Below are 18,542 nucleotides of genomic sequence, written 5' to 3'. Positions count from 1 at the left end.
TCCCCGCTTCTATTTCTTGCCGGCCTGCGATGCGTCGGCGGCCTTCTTCGCCAGCGCATCGACGTTCTCGAAGCCGTTGCCCACGATCGGCTGCACCGGTTCCTGCGCGAAGTGGCACTGCAGGCAGAAATAGCGCCGCGTGGATATCTGTTGCAGCGCCTTGCCGTCGCGGTCGATGTAGTGCGTCGGGCTGACCGGGACGGCCAGCGTGAACGCGCTCTTGTCGCGCGCATGGCAGTCCATGCACTTGTTGAAGTTCTTGTCGATCTGGTAGCCATCCACGCGGTGCGGGATGGTGGGCGGTTGCATGTCGTAGTTGCGCGGGCGGCGCTGGTCGTCGTTGACCGAGTTGGTCAGTGGCGGCGGCTTGGTCGGGTCCGGAATCGCGACACGGCCGCGGGCGGCGTCCACCAGGCCCGTGGCCGCGGGTTGCTGCGCAAAGACGCAGGCGCAGCACAGGCCGACGAGGCCGATGAAGGGGATGAGCTTGCGAAGGTGCATGGCGGCGCTCCGGCTCACACCTTGGTGATCTTCACGGCGCACTTCTTGAAGTCCGTCTGGAAGGAGATCGGGTCGGTGGCATCCAGCGTGACCTTGTTGATCAACTGGCTGGCATCGAACCAGGGCACGAACACCAGGCCACGCGGCGGCTTGTTGCGCCCGCGGGTCTCCACGCGTGTGCGCATGGCGCCGCGGCGCGAGCTGATCTCCACCTCGATGCCGCGCCGCACGCCGAGTTCCATCGCATCGTCGGGATGCATGTAGCAGACGGCATTGGGCACGGCCTTGTGCAACTCGGGTACGCGCCGTGTCATCGAGCCCGAGTGCCAGTGTTCCAGCACGCGACCGGTGGAGAGCCAGAACGGGAAGTCCTTGTCGGGCACCTCCGGCGGCGGCTCGTAGGGCAGTGCGTAGATGATGGCCTTGCCGTCCGGGTTGCCGTAGAACTGCCAGCCGGTGCCGGCCTTCACATAGGGGTCGGTGCCCTCCTTGTAGCGCCAGAGCGTTTCCTTGCCGTTAACCACCGGCCAGCGCAGCCCGCGTTCCTTGTGGTACGTGTCGAAGGGCGCGAGGTCATGGCCGTGGCCGCGGCCAAAGCTCGCGTACTCTTCGAACAGGCCCTTCTGCACATAGAAGCCGCACTCCTTCGCCTCGGCGTTGTCGTAGCCAGCCTCGATCTGCGAGGTCGGGAACTTGTCGACGTTGCCGTTGCGGAACAGCACCTCGTAGAGCGTCTTGCCTTTCAGCTCGGGCTTCTTGGCAATCAGCTCCGCGGGCCACACCTCCTCGACCGTGAAGCGCTTGGAAAACTCCATCAGTTGCCACAGGTCTGAACGTGCCTCGCCTGGCGCCGTCACGAGCTGGTGCCACATGTGCGTGCGGCGCTCGGCATTGCCGTAGCAGCCTTCCTTCTCGACCCACATGGCCGCCGGCAGGACCAGGTCGGCCGCGAGTGCCGTCACCGTCGGGTACACGTCGGACACCACGACGAAGTTGTCCGGATTGCGGTAGCCCGGATAGCCTTCCTGCATGAGGTTGGCGCCGGCCTGCATGTTGTTGTTGACCATGACCCAATAGGCATTGAGCTTGCCATCCTTGAGCATGCGGTTCTGCAGCACGGCGTGGTAGCCGACCTTGTCGGGGATGGTGCCTTCGGGCAACTTCCAGATCTCTTCCGCATGGGCGCGGTGCTTGGGATTGGTGACCACCATGTCGGCCGGCAGGCGGTGGGCGAAGGTGCCGACCTCGCGCGCCGTGCCGCAAGCCGAGGGCTGGCCCGTGAGCGAGAACGGGCTGTTGCCCGGCGTCGAGATCTTGCCGGTCAGCAGGTGGATGTTGTAGACCATGTTGTTGGCCCAGACACCGCGCGTGTGCTGGTTGAAACCCATGGTCCAGAAGGACATCACCTTGACCTTCGGGTCCGCATACAACTCGGCCAGCGCCTCCAGCCGGGTCGCGGGCACGCCGGTCAGCTTGGCCGTGTAGTCCAGGTCGTAGGTCGACACGAACTTGGCGAAGTCGTCGAAGGTGATGGGCTTGGACCCACCCGCATCGCCCGCGTTCTTCGCGGCCTTCTGCAAGGGATGCTCGGGCCGCAGGCCATAGCCGATGTCCGGATTGCCGAGCTTGAAATTGGTGTGCTTTTCGACGAACTCACGGTTCACGCGGTTGGTCTTGATGATGTGGTTGGCGATGTAGTTGAGGATCGCCAGGTCGGTCTGCGGCGTGAAGGTGAGTTCGATGTCGGCCAGCTCGTAGGAGCGATGTTCGAAGGTCGACAGCACCGCCACCTTGATGTTCTTGCCGGTGAGCCGCCGGTCGGTCACGCGCGTCCACAGGATGGGATGCATCTCGGCCATGTTCGAGCCCCACAGCACGAAGGCATCGGCCGCCTCGATGTCGTCGTAGCAGCCCATCGGCTCGTCCATGCCGAAGGTGCGCATGAAGCCCACCGCGGCGGAGGCCATGCAGTGCCGCGCGTTCGGGTCGAGGTTGTTCGAGCGGAAGCCGGCCTTCATGAGCTTGAGGCCGGCATAGCCTTCCCACACCGTCCACTGGCCGGAGCCGAACATGCCGACCGCCGTCGGCCCCTTCTCCTTGAGCACGCGCTTGAACTGCTTCGCCATCTCGTCGAAGGCCTGGTCCCAGGAGACCGGCGTGAAGTCGCCGTCCTTCGCGTACTTGCCGTTCTTCATGCGCAGCAGCGGCCGGGTCAGCCGGTCGTCGCCGTACATGATCTTCGACAGGTAATAGCCCTTGACGCAGTTGATGCCGCGGTTGACCTCGGCCTGCGGGTCGCCATGCGTGGCCACCACCCGGTTGTCCTTCACCGCCACCGTCACGCCGCAGCCGGTGCCGCAGAAGCGGCATGGCGCCTTGGACCACTTGAGCCCGGTGGCCGTGTCGAATCCCGCATCCAGGGGCGGCACCTGCGCGTTGCCCGGCAGCGGTATGCCGGCGATCGCGCCCGCCGTGGCGGCAGCGGTCTGACGAATGAAATCCCGTCGATCAACTGGCATCGGGAATCTCCTCGTTCATGGCTTCGACGGTGTCGGCGTACTGGTAGACCAGCGCCGCTGAAAGAACACCATCGGTGCGCTGGATATCGCCCACCCGCGACAGCATTTCATCCGCGCTGTCCGCATCCAGCGTGACGACCAGCTTGCCGTTGGGGGAACTGCCGTGCACCTGCGCGCCGGGCATCGCCGCAATCGCTTCTTCGACGCGTTGCAGGCGCTTGGGCGTCGCATGCACGACCAGACTGCTGATATGGACTTCCTCGGGCACTTTGGCTTCCTTGTGACAGGTGGCTTGCGTGGCTCAGCGGAAAACGCACAGTGGCTCAGTGAACTCCCGGCGGTCCACCCACGAATACCTGGTACATCCAGACCATGAAGCCCCATCCACCGACGATGATGCCGGCGAGCACGGGCGCCAGGACCACGGAAAGGAATAGGAAAGTACGCAGTTCCTGGGCCTTGGTGTATTCCTCGTCGACTTGTCTCATTGGAACCCTCCTGAACGTGGGAGCGGTGCTGAAACCCGATACGGGGATCCGGGTTGGACGAGCTTGGCTTAAATCGTCAATTCATTGTTAGTCAATTTGAAGACGCTGTCCAACGGCTATTGCTTCTGGATACTTCAAGTCAATGGTGCGGTCAGGTTTCGGGCCCGCAGCACCAGTTGCCCATCAGGCCCGCGCAGGCAGAGGCCAGTGAGCGGCCCGTCGTGGCGACCGGGCAAGGGCAGGCGTGCGCCTTCGGCCTGCCCGGCGCAGGCCTCGCGCATGCCGGGCGGCGGCGCGGCCAGCGGCCGCGCGGGCTGCACGAGCGGCGACATCGCGATACATCCGGCGAGCCCGATGAGCATCACGATGGTCACGAACCAGTCCGTCGTTTTCATGCGCCGAGTCTGGGCGGCGATGTGGGAGGAATCGTGCAGAACGCGCGGACTGACGACGCTCAGTCCTACGACTTCGCAATCAAGCGCAGGACAAGGCGGAGCGCCGCAGACAGTGCTGTAGCACGGCAAGGCGATCCAACGCGGTCATGCGTTTGATTCCGAAGTCGTCGGGGCCTCGAACGCGAACCCGACGCCATAGACCGAGCGTATCCAGTCGTGCGAAGGCGCAGCCGCGGACAGCTTGCGGCGCAGGTTCTTGACGTGGCTGTCGACCGCGCGCTCGGTCACGTCGGCGGTGTCGTCGTAAGCCAGTTCGAGCAGGCGCGCGCGCGAGAAGATGCGGCCCGGATGCCGCGACAGCGCCTGCAGCAGCCCGAACTCGCGCCGCGTGAGGTTGAGCGGCACGCCGTTCAGCGTGGCGCGCCAGTGCGCATCGTCGAGCAGCAGCGGTATGGCGTCGCCGCCCCCGGACGCAGCCGCCGCCTGGCCAGCGCTGCGCCGCAGCACCGCCTTCACGCGCGCCACCACCTCGCGCGGCGAGAAGGGCTTGCAGACATAGTCGTCGGCGCCCAGTTCCAGGCCGAGCAGGCGGTCGACCTCCTCGATGCGCGCCGTGAGCATGATGACCGGATGATGGGTGTGCGCCCTCGCCTGCCGCAGCACGCTCATGCCGTCGAGGTGCGGCAGCATCACGTCGAGCAACGTGAGGTCGGGCGGGTTCTCCAACATGAGCTTGAGCGCGCTGCGACCGTCCGCCGCATGCTCGGCTTCGTAGCCCGCGTGGCGCAGGTAGTCGAGCAGCACCGAGGCGATGTCCTGCTCGTCCTCGACGACAAGGATGCGTGTCACGATGATCCTCCGGCGGCCACGAGCGGCAGCGCCAGCACGATGCGAACGCCACCGAGCGGCGACGCGAACGCATCGATGGTGCCGCCGTGCGCCTCGACGGTCGCACGGCAGATCGACAGGCCCAGGCCGGAGCCGCCGGTCGCACGGTTGCGCGAGGTGTCGCCGCGGAACAGGCGCTCGAACAGGCGCGGCAGCTCATCGGGCGCCACGCCCGGCGCGCTGTCGTCGAAGCGCAGGACCAGCCGCGGCCCATCCGGTGTGTCGTCGACGCGCGCATCGAGATGCAGCTGTCCACCGGACTCGGTGTAGGCCAGCGTGTTCTCGAGCAGGTTCATGAAGACCTGGTGCAGGCGTCGCGCATCGCCGTCGACCAGTGGTTGCGCGCGTGCGCCGACCGCCTGCACGCCGCTGGCGTCCAGCGCGATACCGCATTGGGCGAAGCGCTCGCGCGTCATGCCCACCGCCTCCATCAGCAGCACCAGCGGATACGCCGCCGCGCGCGTCGGTGGCGCGAGGTCCTGTGGTTCACGCATGCTGCTGCGCAGGTCGTCGACCAGCTGGCCCAGGCGCATCACCTGCCGGTGCAGGCGCAGCGCCGTCCTGTCGTCGAAGCTGCGCACGCCGTCCTGCAGCGCCTCGATCTCGGCCCGCATCGCGGCCAGCGGCGTGCGCAGTTCATGGGCCACGTCGGCCAGCCAGGCGCGGCGCGATGCCTCGATGGTGTCCAGGCGTGCCGCCATGTCGTTGAAGGTGCGGCCGAGCAGCGCGAGTTCGTCGGTGCCATGCACGGGCACGCGCGTGACCGCGCGACCGCTGGCCACGTCGCTGGCAGCCTGGGTCAATGCGTCGATCGGGCTGAACCAGCGCCGCGCGAGCAGCCACGACAGGGCCAGCGCCAGCACCAGGCCAGCCAGGCCGGTCAGCATGACGATGCCCGACTGGCGCGCGACGAAGGCACGGTCGGCCTCGCTCTTGAGGCCCTCGAGCGGCGCCAGCACGAGGTAGCCGACGATGCCCTTGCCCTGCCGGATCGGCAGCCTTGCAGCCTCGTGCGGATCGGCCACCAGACCCACCACGGTGGCGCCCGTGGCGTCGACCAGGCTCAGCCGCTGGAAGGGCGAATCGCCGGACGGGCGACCGCCGAAGAAGAGCCAGGGTGGCGGCGCATAACGCGACGCGCCGGCGTCGATGCGCGGCCAGGGTGGCGGGCCGTCCGGCCGCTGGCCTTCCTGCTCCCTGGAAGGCGGCCGCTGGTACCAGGGCGGCAAGCGGTTGTCCTCATTGCCCCGCGCGTCGGTGTTGGCCAGCCCGAAGTCGCCCATCTGCAGCCTGCGCCAGGCATCCTCGTCGTCGCGCAACTTGCCCCAACTGCCATTGGCCGCGTAGTGCTTCTGCAGCAACTGCACGAGCCAGTCCATGCGCCGGATCTCGATCTCGGCCACGTAGGGCCCGAGGCCGCGCTGCAGGCCGAAGATCGAGAAGCCCGCGAAGATCAGCAGCACGCCGAGCAACAGCGTGGCGAGCGCCAGGAAGATCTTCCTGGAGAGCGTCAGTCGGGGCATCGGTTCATACGGCGCAAGACCTTTATTCTGCGGCGGCAATCATCGATGGGCCGGGGGATCGATCGGGCGCACGGTCGGGTGCTTGGCTCGGCGCGCCTGCCGTGAGGCGCGCCGAGCCCGGCGTCCTGCGTTGCCGGGGACCGTCGGCGCTGGCGACCTGTACCGGCCCGGTGGCCATGATCGGCGCCAGCGTGAATTGGCGGAAATTGCCTGTGCCCGTATCTTCGACCGGCCGATCGTCGCTGCGTTCGCCGCAGCCGACCATCGCGCACAAGGTCAGCGTGCAGAGCGCGATCGCCACCGGCCGACATGCAGCTGCTACATGCATGCCGCCACCCCGCTCGTAATTTGCGCGCACAGGGGCACCCGCAAGGTGATGCCGAGTTCGCCGGTGGGCGCGGGCGCCGTGTACACGCGCCCGCCGTGCTCGGTCGCGAGACGCTGGCAGCTTGCCGCGCAGGCGTCGATGCCGCCCTCCGCCGAATCGCGCGGCGCAAGCCCCTTCGCCGCGCGCTCGAACAGCCGGGCCAGCGCGGTACCCTGCCCGGGGGGAGCGGCGTCCAGAAAGTGCACCACCGCATGCTGCCCTTCGACGCGTGCCAGCACTTTCAACGTACCGCCGGCCTGCATCGCATGTGCGGCGATCTTGACCACGTGCGACAGCAACTGGCGGATGGCGGACTGCCGGACGAACACCGGCAACTCGCTGCACAGCAGTTGCTGGTTCAACACGATGCCGCGCTGCTCGAGCAGTGCCGCGCAATCGAAGGGCATGGCGCGCAGCAATTGCAGCAGGTCGGTGTCGGTGCGTGGCTCCGCCGGCATCGTCAGCGCTGGCATCGGGGGCGCCACGGGCCTGCGCGTCCTGCGCTCGAGCGTGTGCCAGAACGCGGTGAGCGTGGTCGCGGACACGATGGTCATGATGAGCGGGCCGGTCATCAGAACGCGTGGCGGATGCCGAAGTCGTAGCCGGTCGACGAGCGCGGGATGCCGGTGTAGCTCACCGCGCCGCCGGTGGTGATGGCCGAACTCAGGCCGCCCGTGTAGAACGCGTCGTTGCTGTTGTTGACGCGAGCCACCGTGGTGTACAGCGCGGTGCGCTTCGACAGGTTGTAGACATAACCGAGCGCATATTTGTCGACGCGCGGGTTGTCGCCGTACACACCTGCCGCACCGTCGTTGTAGCGCACGGCCGAATAAGCCGCGCGAATCAACCCGGCGCCCACCGGCACCGTCGCGCCCAGCAGGTAGCCGTTGTAGCTGTCGTGCGTCGATGCCACCGTCGTTCCCGAGAACTTGTTGCGCACGCTCGAGAGTTCGCTGAACAGCTTGACCGGCCCGAAGTCCCAGGACGCGCCGAGGTTGGCCGATTGCACGGTGCGCCCGAGCGCGCTGGTGTCGATGATGGTGTTTTCGCCATACGAGGCCGCGATGTCGAGCGGGCCGTTGGCATAGCCGAAGCGTGCGCCGATGTAGCGGCCCGCATTGCTGTTGGTCGAAGGGATCAGCGGCGACACCGTGGTGCTGTCGACGTTCTCGTGCAGGCCGTATTGCACCTGCCCGTAGAAGCCGCCGAGGTTGCCCGGCAGGAAGTAGCCGACCACGTTGCTGGAGCGCATGTAATTCGGGTTGGCCAGCGTGCTGCTGCCGTTCACGGACGAGATCACGTTGGCACCCGAGCCGTAGGCGCCAAACGGGTCGAACACGGTGTCGTTCCAGTAGTTGGCGTTGTAGTCGCGGCCAAGCCGGAATTCGCCGAAGCGGCCCGACAGGCTCACCGTCGAGCGGCGGGTGAAGTTGAGGCCGCTGCCACCATCGTCGGTGCTCAGCGGCGCCTCCAGCCAGAAGCTCGCCGCCAGGCCGCCGCCCAGGTCTTCGGTGCCCTTGAAGCCGATGCGGCTGGCGTCGTAGCCCGAGTTGGTCAAGCTCCATTGACTTTGCTTGTAGCCCTGCCCCGTAACCGGGTCGCGCGAGGTGGCCGACTGGTAGCTCGCGGCGGTGTCGATCACGCCAAACACCGTCACGGACGACTGCGCAGAGGCCAGGCCCATGCCCAGGGACGCCATCGTTGCCGAGAGGATTCGTTTCATTCAGTTTTCTCCGTTCAAGGGATTGCATCGAGTCGTTGCGATGAACTGCTTCAGCGCGACGACAAGGCGATGTTGAACGGCGAATTCGGAGGCAAATGGGAGGTGGCGTAACGAGTGGTGGGGGTGAGAATTGCGGATGCGGCGAGCATGACGAACGCACGAACGTGATGAAGGCCGCGAGCGCGGGCGGCCGCAGAATGCCGTCAGCGCGGCGACGAAGTGGCGGTCTTCTCCGCGTCTGCGTCATGCATCCAATCGGCATCCCAACCACCGCCCAGACCCTGTATCAAACCCACCGCCGCCGCCTGCCGGCTGACCTGCAACTGCAGCACCGTGCGCCGCGCGCTGAGCGCGGAGGCTTGCGCCGTGACCACGTCGGTGTAGCTCACCTGGCCTGCGCGATAGCGGTTGAGAAACTGTTGCTCGGTCTTGTCGGCTGCGACGGACGCTTCGCGTCGCAACGCCTCCTGCTGGGCCAGGCTGGCCGTGGCCGTGAGCTGGTCCTCGACGTTCTGGAAGGCCGTCAGCACGGTCTGGCGGTAGCGGGCGACGGAGGATTCATGCGCAGCCTTCGCCGCATCGACACGCGCACTGATGGCGCCCGCATCGAACAGCACCTGCGAGGCCGAGAGGCCGAAGGACCAGACCAGTTGCGGCGCGCTGAACAGGTCTTGCCAGCGCAGGGAGGTGGTGCCCGCCGTGGCGCTGATCGTCAGGCTCGGGTAGTAGGCGCTGCGTGCGATGCCGATCTGCGCATTGGCGGCGGCAACGGCGCGCTCGGCGGAGGCGATGTCCGGGCGGCGCTGCAACAAGGTCGACGGAATGCCCAGCGGCACGGCGGGCACCACCGGCTTCCAGGCGGTCAGGGCGGCCAACTCGAACTGCGCCGGCGCCGCGCCGACCAGCACGGCAATCGCATGCTCGAGCGTGTCGCGCGTCTGCTTCAAGGCCACGCGTTCCGCACGCGCATTGACCAGTTGCGTCTGCGCCTGCAACACGTCGCTCTGCGGCGCGATGCCGGCTTCGTAGCGGTTGCGGGCGATGGTATAGCTGCGCTGGTAACCCTCGATGGTGTCGTCCAGCAGGATCAATTCGGCATCGGCTTCGCGCAGCGAGAAATAGCTGGTGGCCAGGAGGCCGATGGCCGACAGCCGCGCCGCCGCCAGGTCCGCCGCGCTGGCCTGGGCCTGGGCCTGCGCGCTGCCCACGGCGGCGCGCAGGTTGCCCCAGATGTCGGGCGTCCAACCCGCGTCGAGCGAGACGCCGGCGGAGCCCGCGACGATCGGCACGGTGCGGTCGCCACTGCGCCGCGCGTTGCCGGACAGGCCCAGCGTCGGGAACAGGGCCGCGCGTTGCTCGCGCACCAGCGCCTGGGCCTGGTCGTAGTTGGCGACGGCTGCGGCGATGTTCTGGTTCGACACCTGCACGCGCTCGGCCAGCGCGTTCAGGCCTTCGTCGCCGAAGAGCTTCCACCATTCGCCGCGGTCCAGCGTATCGGCGGGCGCGGCGGGCACCCAGCCTTCGGCGGCGCGGGCTTCCTTCCAGGTGTCGGGGGAAGCGATCGCCGGCTTTTCATAGGTCGGCCCGACGGCACAGCCCGCCAGCAACACGGCCAGCGCCAGCACGACGGGTTTGATCAAGAGGGAATGCGGCACAGTCATGTCGAGAGGCCGGCGGAACGGCTCAGGTATTTTTCGTTGGCGGGGCGGCGGCGCAGCTTGTCCATCAGCACGTAGACGACCGGCGTGGTGAGCAGCGTGAGCAACTGGCTCGCGATGAGGCCGCCGATGATCGACACGCCCAGCGGCTGCCGCAGTTCGGCCCCTTGGCCGAAGCCGATGGCCAGCGGCAATGCGCCCAGCGCCGCCGCCATGGTGGTCATGAGGATGGGCCGGAAGCGCAGCAGGCAGGCCTCGCGCACGGCCTCAGTCGCGGTGAGCCCGCGCGCACGCTCTGCCTCCAGCGCAAAGTCGATGATCAGGATGGCGTTCTTCTTCACGATGCCGATCAGCAGGAACACGCCGATCAACGCAATGATCGAGAAGTCCATGCGGAACAGCAGCAGCGCCAGCACCGCGCCCACGCCCGCCGACGGCAAGGTGGTCAGCACGGTGATCGGATGGATCAGGCTTTCATAGAGAACGCCCAGCACGATGTAGATCACCACCAGCGCCGCGAAGATCAGGAAGGCCTGCTGCCCCTGCGATTGCTGCGCACTCGCGGCCGTGCCGCTGAAGCTGCCGCGCACGTTGATCGGCATCGCGATGTCGGCACCGGCCTGCTCGACGATGGCGCGTGCTTCGCCGATGGAAACACCCGGGACCAGGTCGAAGGAGATCGTGCTCGACAACTCTCCTCCCTCGTGGGAGATCGACATCGGGATGGCGCGCTCGGAGATTTTCGCGACCGTGCTCAGCGGGACCATCGTCGTGGTGGTGTTGGCCAGCGGCGAGCCGGTCGAGGCGCCGCGCAGGCCGGGGTTGGCCGAGGTCAGCACGGGCACATTGCCGCTGGTCACCGACGGGTCGGACGGCACGTAGAGGTCCTTGAGCTCCACCGGCCCGCGCATGAAGCGCGGCGCCCATTCCATGATCACCGCGTACTGGTTGAGCTCGTCATAGATGGTGGCCACCGAGCGCTGGCCGAAGGCGTTGTAGAGCGAACTGTCGATGGCGCTGGAACTCAGGCCCAGGCGCGAGGCGCTGTCGCGGTCCACGTTCACGAAAGTCTCGACGCCGTTGTCGGACTGGTCGCTGTCGATGTCGGTCAGCGACTCTTCCAGCTTCAGGCGATCCGCCAGCTTGCCGACCCACAGGCGCAGGTCCTTGAGATTGTCGCTCTTGAGGGTGTACTGGTAGGTCGAATTGCTGGAGCGCCCGCCCATGCGCAACTCCTGCACCTGGCCGAGGAACACGCGCAGGCCGGTGAGCTTGTCGAGTTGCGGGCGCAGCCGCGCGATGACTTGCGCGCTGGTCGCGTCGCGCTGGTTCACCGGCTTGAGGTTGACGAACATGAAGCCGCCGCCCGCGCGGCTGCCGCCCGAGAAGCCGACCACCGTGTCGACGGCCGGATCGGCGCGCACGATGTCGACCGCCTGCTTCAGCTTCTCGCCGAGCGCGATCGACGAGATGCTCTGGTCGGCACGCAGGCCGCCATTGAGCTGCCCGTTGTCCTGCTGCGGAAAGTAGCCCTTGGGCACGTGCTTGAACAGGTAGAAGTTCAAGCCGATCACCGCCACCAGCACCAGCATCACGATGGTCTTGCTGTGCAGCGCCCAGTCCAGGCTGTGCTCGTAGGTGCGCAGGATGAAGTCGTAGCTGTTCTCGGCCCAGCGCACCGGCCAGGCACGCTTGCGCGGCGGCGCGTTCGGGTCTTCCTTCGGCTCGGACGAGAGCAGCCAGGCGCACATCATCGGCGTGGTGGTCAGCGAGATCACCAGCGAGATCAGCACCGCCGCCGACAGCGTGATCGCGAACTCGCGGAACAGCCGGCCCACCTGCCCGTCCATGAACAGCAGCGGGATGAACACCGCCACCAGCGACAGGCTGATCGACAGCACGGTGAAGCCGACCTCGCGGGCGCCGAGCAGCGCAGCCTCGAGCCGGTTCATGCCGGCCTCGATGTGGCGGCTGGTGTTCTCCAGCACCACGATCGCGTCGTCCACCACGAAGCCGGTGGCCACGGTCAGCGCCATCAGGCTCAGGTTGTTGAGACTGAAGCCCAGCAGGTACATCACGCCGAAGGTGCCAAGCAGCGACACCACGGTGGCGACCGCCGGCACGATGGTCGCGCGCGCCTTGCGCAGGAACAGGCCCACCACCAGCACCACCAGCACGATCGAGATCATCAGCGTGACCTCGACCTCGCGCAGCGACGCGCGGATGGAGTTGGTGCTGTCCGATGCCACCTGGACGTCGATGTCCTGCGGCAGTTGGGCGCGCAGTTCGGGAATGAGCGCGCGCACCCCATCGACGGTTTCGATGATGTTGGCGCCGGGCTCGCGCGTGATGAGGATGATGATGGCCGGCTCGCCATTGAAGAGCCCGGTGGTGCGCCGGTTCTCGACGCCGTCGACCACGTTGGCCACGTCCGACAGTCGCACGGCCGCGTTGTTGCGCCACGCGATGATCATCGAGCGGTAGTCGGCCGCGCGCAGCCCCGGCGAGGGCGTGTAGATCTGCAAACGCCGCCCTTCCCCTTCGATCGCGCCCTTGGGCCGGTTGGCGTTGCTGGCCTGGATGGCGGCGCGCACATCCTCGGTGCTGATGCCGTACTGGTTCAGCGCGTAAGGCTGCAACTCGATCCGCACCGCCGGCAGCGAGCCCCCCCCGATCTCGACATCGCCCACGCCCGGCACCTGCGAGACGCGCTGGCTGACGATGTTGGACACCGCGTCGTAGATTTGCCCCGGCGTCTTGGTCTTGGAGGTGAGCGCGAGGATGATGACCGGCGACGATGCCGGGTTGGCCTTGCGATAGGTCGGGTTGCGACGCAGCGTGGCGGGCAGGTCCACGCGCGCCGCGTTGATCGCCGCCTGGACTTCGCGCGCCGCGCCGTCGATGTTGCGGCTGAGGTCGAACTGCAGGCTCACGCGACCGGAGCCGGTCGAACTGCTCGACGTCATCTCGTTGACGCCCGCAATGGTCCCGAGCCTCCGTTCCAGCGGCGTGATGACGCTGCTGGCCATGGTGTCGGGGCTGGCGCCGGGCAGTTGCGCCGTCACCGAGATCGCCGGGTAGTCGACGTTGGGAAGCGGCGAAACCGGCAGCACGAAGAAGGCCGCGATGCCGGCGAGTGCGATGCCGATGGTCAACAGGACCGTGGCGATGGGACGCTTGACGAAGGGGCTGGAGAGGTTCACTTCTCCGCTCCTGTGGTGGTTCGAAGGCGTTCGGAGTTCGGGGAGCGGCGGCGTGCCGGTTTTGCTCCCTCTGCCCCCTGGAGAGAGTTGGGGTGAGGGCAACCCGTGCGCCCTCGTCGACCCGGTATTTCTCCCTCTCCCTCTGGGAGAGGGCCGGGGTGAGGGCAGCCCCCTCCCCCACGGACGAGACGGTGGATCTCCCCCAAGCCCGGTACGCGGTGCGGACTGGCCGATCCCTTGTGCGGCGCTGAGGAGCGCAGCATTTGCCGGATCAGGGCCGCATGCTGATTGAGCGAAGCGAGATCATGCGGACCCCGGCAAATGCGAGCACCGCAAGGGAGCCCCGAAGGGGCCGCCGCAGTAGGGTCGGACAGACCGTACCGCGTACCGGGCGCTCTCTGCAAAAGGCGCGCACGAATCACGCCACCACCTCAGCAGTCTTCCGACCAAACCGCCGCCCCATCCGATCGAACGCCAGATAAATCACAGGCGTCGTGAACAGCGTCAACACCTGGCTCACGATCAACCCACCAAAGATCGCCAGACCCAGAGGCCGCCGCAACTCCGCCCCCTCCCCAAACCCCAGCATCAACGGCACCGCAGCAAACAACGCCGCCAACGTCGTCATCAAAATCGGCCGAAACCGCAACAACGCCGCCTGGTGAATCGCCTCCTGCGGCGACTTGCCCTCGGTGCGCTCCGCATCGATCGCGAAGTCGATCATCATGATCGCGTTCTTCTTCACGATGCCGATCAGCAGGATGATCCCGATGATCCCGATCACCCCCAGGTCATTGCCCGTGATCCACAAGGCCAGCAACGCGCCCACGCCCGCGGATGGCAGCGTCGACAAGATCGTCAGCGGATGGATGTAGCTCTCGTACAGCACGCCCAGCACGATGTACACGCACACCACCGCCGCCAGGATCAGCCACAACTGGTTCGACAGCGACTTCTCATAGGCACCCGAAGCGCCCAGGAAGGTCATCGTCACGCTCGCCGGCATGCCGATGTCCTTCGCGGCCTGGCGGATCGAATCCACCGCCTTGCCCAGCGACACGTTGTGCGCCGTGTCGAAGCCCACCGTCGCCGCCGGGTACTGCGCCACGTGCGTGATCTGCAGGGGCGCGAGTTGCTCGCGGATCGTCGCCACCGCCGACAAGGGCGTCGGCGCGCCGGTCCCCGTCTTGAGGTTCAGCGTGCCGAGCTGCTGCGGCGTCTCGATCGAATCGGCCTTGGCCTCCAGGATCACGCGGTATTGGTTCGTCTCGGTGAAGATCGTCGACACGATGCGCTGGCCGAAGGCACTGTAGAGCACGTCGTCCACCGCGCTCGCCGTCACCGCCAGGCGCGACGCCGTGTTGCGGTCGATGTCTACATAGGCCGACAAGCCCTCCGCGCCCGCATCGCTGGTCACGTTGCGCACCCGCGGCTCATGCTCCAGCCGGGCCATCAGCTTCTTCACCCACTCGGTCACCGTGGCCGAACTCACGCCCTCGATCGACAGGCGGTACTCGGTCGGGCCGGTCTCCGCGTCGATGGTCAGGTCCTGCGTCGGCTGCAGGTACAGCGTCACACCGGCCACCTCGCGCACACGTTCGCGCAGGCGGTTCATCACGTCTTCCTGGTTGCCGTGCTTCGGCTTCAGGTTGACCAGCATGCGCCCCGTGTTGAGCATCGTGTTGTTGGCCGCGTCGACACCCGTGAACGAACTCAGGCTCTCCACATCCGGGTCGGCAAGGATCGCCTTCGCGGCAGACTGCTGAAGCTGCGACATGCGCTCGTACGACACGTCCTGCGCCGCCTCGATGCGCGCCTGCAACTGGCCCGTGTCCTGCGTCGGGAACAGGCCCTTCGGGATGAACACGTACAGCGCCACCGTCAGCACCAGCGTCAGCAGCGCGACGATCATCGTCAGGCCCTGCGCACGGAACACCCAGCCCAGCGACACGTCATAGCGCGCGATCACCGCGTCGAAGAAGGCCTGCACCTTGCCCGCCACGCCGCGCGTCGCGTTGTGCGGTTCGCTCTTCAACATGCGCGCCGACATCATCGGCACCAGCGTCAAGGACACCACCGCGGAGATCAGGATCGTGATCGCCAGCGTCATTGCGAACTCGCGGAACAACCGCCCCACCACGTCGCCCATGAACAGCAGCGGAATCAGCACCGCGATCAGCGACACCGTCAGCGAGATGATCGTGAAGCCGATCTGCGAGGCGCCCTTGATCGCCGCCGCGAAGGGCTTCTCGCCTTCCTCCAGGTAGCGCGAGATGTTCTCGATCATCACGATCGCATCGTCCACCACGAAGCCGGTCGCGATCGTCAGCGACATCAGGCTCAGGTTGTTGAGGCTGTAGCCCAGCATGTACATCACGCCGCAGGTGCCGATCAGCGAGATCGGTACGGCCAAGCTCGCGATGACCGTGGCGCGCCAGCTGTGCAGGAAGAAGAAGATCACCAGCACCACCAGCACCACGGCCAGCGCGAGTTCGATCTCGACGTGCATCACCGAGGCGCGGATGCCGGTGGTGCGGTCGCTGAGCACCTTCACGTCGAGGCCGGTGGGCAACTGCGCCTGGAGGTCTGGCAACTGTTTCTTGATGGCATCGACCGTGGCGATCACGTTGGCGCCGGGCTGACGCTGCACATTCAGGATGATCGCCGGGGTGAGTGCGCCTTCCAGGCTCTGCGCCGACGTATCCTCGCTGCCTGCCGAGGGTGTCCCCTTCCAGCCCGACCAGGCGCCCAGCTTCGTGTTCTCCGCGCTGTCCACCACCTGCGCCACGTCGATCATGCGCACCGGTGCGTTGTTCTTGTAGGCGACGATCAGGTTCTTGTAGTCGTCGACCGTCACCAACTGGTCGTTGGCATTGATACTGTACGAGCGCTTCGGCCCGTCGAAGCTGCCCTTGGCGCTGTTGGCATTGGCATTCGAAATGGCCGTGCGCAGCGCATCGAGCCCGATGCCGTAGGAAGCCAGCGCACGCGTGTCGGCCTGGATGCGCACCGCAGGCCGCTGCCCGCCCGAGAGCGTGACCAGCCCCACGCCTGACACCTGGCTGATCTTCTGCGCGAGGCGCGTGTTGACGATGTTCTGCACCTCGGTCAGCGGCATCGTCTTCGAACTGATGGCGAGCGTGAGCACCGGCGCATCGGCCGGGTTGACCTTGGCATACACCGGCGGCGCGGGCAGGTCGGCCGGCAGCAGCGAGTTGCTGGCGTTGATGGCGGCCTGCACCTCCTGCTCGGCCACGTCCAGCGTCTCGGTCAGCGAGAACTGCAGGGTGATGATCGACACACCGGCCGCGCTGGTCGAACTCATGCGGTTGAGCCCGGACATCTGGCCGAAGTTGCGCTCCAGCGGCGCCGTCACGGTACGGCTCATCACTTCGGGGCTGCCGCCCGGATAGAGCGTCTGCACCTGGATGGTCGGATAGTCGACCTGCGGCAGTGCAGACAGCGGCAGGAACTTGAAGCCCACCAGACCGGCCAGCACGATCGCGACCATGAGCAAGGCCGTCGCGACCGGACGCTCGATGAAGGGGCGGGACGGGCTCATGGCAGTCTCCCCGCCCAACTCAACGCACCGCCACTGCAGAGCATGCGAGCGTGCCTGGCACGGCTCGACACTTCGCTCATGGCCCTGTCCCTGATCCTGCGTGCCACGCTCATTCCGCCTGGCGCCGCGGGCGCTCGCTCATGCGCTGCCAACGCTCCAACGCGGCGGGGTCGCCCCGGTCGATAGCCTCGAGGAACTTCTTGCGGCGATCCAGTTGCTCGGGGTCGTCCTTGGCCGAATCGAGCATGCGCTGGCGCTGCTCGGGCGTGGGTGGCTTGACGGCCGCGGCTGCGACCGCAGGTGCCGGCGTTGCGGGCGCGGCCTGCGGCGGCGCGGCGGCCGCGCCATTCGCCGGCCCTGGCGCTGCGGCGCCCTCTCCCGAAGCCGGCGCCTGCCCACCCGCTGCACCCTGCCGCTTGCCGCGCTGCCGATCGCCGGGCGCGTCGGTCGGCAACTGCACGCGCGAACCATCCTTCAGCCGGTCGCCGCCTTCCGTCACCACGCGCTCGCCTTCCTTCAGGCCTTCCGTGATCACCACCGAATCCACCGACGCATCCCCGCGCTTCACATTGCGCATGCTCACCGTGCGGTCCTCGTTGATCACGTACACGTAGTTGCCCGTCCCGGCCGTGCGCAGCGCCGTCACCGGCACCACCACTGCCGCCGCGATGGTCCGCAATTGCAGCTTGATGTTGACGAACTGGCTCGGGAACAGCGTGTTCTTCGTGTTGTCGAAACGCGCCTTGGCTTTCACCGTGCCAGTGGTGGTGTCGACGATGTTGTCGAGCGTGGAGAAGGTGCCCGTGTCCAGCGTGGTGGCACGCGTGCGGTCGAGCGCGGTAACGCTGAGTTTCGCGCCTTGCGCCATGCGCGCCTCGATCTCCGGCACCCGGTCCTGCGGCACCGAAAACTGCACGTCGATCGGGTTCATCTGCGTGATCGTCGCGATGCCGGTTGTGCCGCCCGCCGACACATAATTACCCGGGTCCACCGTGCGCAGGCCGACGCGGCCGGTCACCGGCGAGGTGATGCGCGTCCAGTCGAGGTTCAGTTTGGCGGCTGCTTCCGCGGCCTTGTCGGTGATCACCGTGCCTTCGAGTTGCTTGACCAGGGCGGCCTGCGTGTCCACGTCCTGCCGCGCGATCGAGTCCTGGCCCAGCAGCGTGCGATAGCGCGTCAGCGTGACGCGCGCGGCTTCCAGTTGCGCCTCGTCGCGCACGCGCGTACCGTTGGCCTGCATCAGCGCCTGCTCGAACGGACGCGGGTCGATGCGCGCGAGCACCTCGCCCTTCTTCACGACCTGGCCTTCCTTGAACAGCACGTCGGTCATGACGCCGCTGACCTGCGAGCGCAGCATCACGGTGGTCAACGGCGTGACGGTGCCCAGCGCATCGAGGATCACGGGGATGTCCGCGTGAGCCGCAACCGCCATGCCCACCGTGACGGTCGGCCCTGCGCCATTGCCGGCGCCGCGCGGCCCGCCGGGCCCACCGGGCCCGCCCGGTCCGCGCGGGCCACCCGCGCGCGCGCCCGCCGCGTCGACAGGCGGTCGATTGATCAGGTACCAGGCCGCCCCCGCCACGCCAACCACCAGCAGCAGCGCCACGACGGCGCCCAGCCAGCGCCGCCGCCGCGTCGGCGGCACAGGAGCGGTCGGTGGCAAGGGTTGGAGGTCTGGGGGGCGGGAATCCATGGAGGGTCCTGGGTCAACGGGG

At 67.2% G+C, this 18,542-nt stretch carries 14 protein-coding genes; all 14 read right to left on the bottom strand.

From position 1 onward, the window contains the following. Positions 1 to 9: 9 nt before the first annotated feature. Positions 10 to 501: a nitrate reductase cytochrome c-type subunit gene (locus WKW79_RS12115; RefSeq protein ID WP_340335401.1), complete on the bottom strand. Its 492-nt coding sequence runs from the start codon at positions 499 to 501 to the stop codon at positions 10 to 12. Positions 502 to 515: 14 nt separating this feature from the next. Next, positions 516 to 3,020: a periplasmic nitrate reductase subunit alpha gene (gene napA / locus WKW79_RS12110; RefSeq protein ID WP_340335400.1), complete on the bottom strand. Its 2,505-nt coding sequence runs from the start codon at positions 3,018 to 3,020 to the stop codon at positions 516 to 518. Beyond that, positions 3,010 to 3,288 (bottom strand): chaperone NapD, encoded by a 279-nt coding sequence (locus WKW79_RS12105; protein ID WP_340335399.1) that lies wholly within the window; start codon positions 3,286 to 3,288, stop codon positions 3,010 to 3,012. The genes napA and WKW79_RS12105 overlap by 11 nt, the downstream gene beginning before the upstream one ends. Positions 3,289 to 3,343: 55 nt before the next feature. Then, entirely contained in the window at positions 3,344 to 3,508 is a 165-nt protein-coding gene (locus WKW79_RS12100; RefSeq protein WP_340335398.1) for a periplasmic nitrate reductase, NapE protein, read from the bottom strand. A gap of 134 nt (positions 3,509 to 3,642) precedes the next feature. Then, the gene (locus WKW79_RS12095) at positions 3,643 to 3,903 is read right to left on the bottom strand and encodes a hypothetical protein (protein ID WP_340335397.1); all 261 of its coding nucleotides are present in this window, start codon (positions 3,901 to 3,903) and stop codon (positions 3,643 to 3,645) included. A gap of 144 nt (positions 3,904 to 4,047) precedes the next feature. Continuing rightward, complete coding sequence (locus WKW79_RS12090) at positions 4,048 to 4,752, bottom strand: response regulator (RefSeq protein WP_340335396.1); 705 nt, start codon at positions 4,750 to 4,752, stop codon at positions 4,048 to 4,050. Further along, positions 4,749 to 6,314, bottom strand: a complete 1,566-nt coding sequence (locus WKW79_RS12085) for an ATP-binding protein (RefSeq protein WP_340335395.1) — start codon at positions 6,312 to 6,314, stop codon at positions 4,749 to 4,751. Before WKW79_RS12085 ends, WKW79_RS12090 begins: the two co-directional genes overlap by 4 nt. 22 nt (positions 6,315 to 6,336) lie before the next feature. Continuing rightward, a complete protein-coding gene (locus WKW79_RS12080) occupies positions 6,337 to 6,642 on the bottom strand; it encodes a hypothetical protein (RefSeq protein WP_340335394.1) in 306 nt (101 codons plus the stop codon). Further along, positions 6,633 to 7,253 (bottom strand): ATP-binding protein, encoded by a 621-nt coding sequence (locus WKW79_RS12075; protein WP_340335393.1) that lies wholly within the window; start codon positions 7,251 to 7,253, stop codon positions 6,633 to 6,635. The genes WKW79_RS12080 and WKW79_RS12075 overlap by 10 nt, the downstream gene beginning before the upstream one ends. After that, positions 7,253 to 8,404, bottom strand: coding sequence for a porin (locus WKW79_RS12070; RefSeq protein WP_340335392.1), 1,152 nt, complete (start codon positions 8,402 to 8,404; stop codon positions 7,253 to 7,255). The genes WKW79_RS12075 and WKW79_RS12070 overlap by 1 nt, the downstream gene beginning before the upstream one ends. Positions 8,405 to 8,607: 203 nt before the next feature. Next, entirely contained in the window at positions 8,608 to 10,065 is a 1,458-nt protein-coding gene (locus WKW79_RS12065; RefSeq protein WP_340335391.1) for an efflux transporter outer membrane subunit, read from the bottom strand. Then, entirely contained in the window at positions 10,062 to 13,265 is a 3,204-nt protein-coding gene (locus tag WKW79_RS12060) for an efflux RND transporter permease subunit (RefSeq protein WP_340335390.1), read from the bottom strand. The genes WKW79_RS12065 and WKW79_RS12060 overlap by 4 nt, the downstream gene beginning before the upstream one ends. 418 nt (positions 13,266 to 13,683) lie before the next feature. Next, positions 13,684 to 16,827 (bottom strand): efflux RND transporter permease subunit, encoded by a 3,144-nt coding sequence (locus WKW79_RS12055; RefSeq protein ID WP_340335389.1) that lies wholly within the window; start codon positions 16,825 to 16,827, stop codon positions 13,684 to 13,686. A 109-nt stretch (positions 16,828 to 16,936) separates the two neighbouring features. Further along, the gene (locus WKW79_RS12050) at positions 16,937 to 18,520 is read right to left on the bottom strand and encodes an efflux RND transporter periplasmic adaptor subunit (protein ID WP_340335388.1); all 1,584 of its coding nucleotides are present in this window, start codon (positions 18,518 to 18,520) and stop codon (positions 16,937 to 16,939) included. Positions 18,521 to 18,542 lie beyond the last annotated feature (22 nt).

The sequence above is a fragment of the Variovorax robiniae genome (genome assembly GCF_037889955.1).
In the GTDB taxonomy this organism is placed as follows: domain Bacteria; phylum Pseudomonadota; class Gammaproteobacteria; order Burkholderiales; family Burkholderiaceae_C; genus Variovorax; species Variovorax robiniae.
This window is presented reverse-complemented; position numbering and strand designations above follow the sequence as displayed.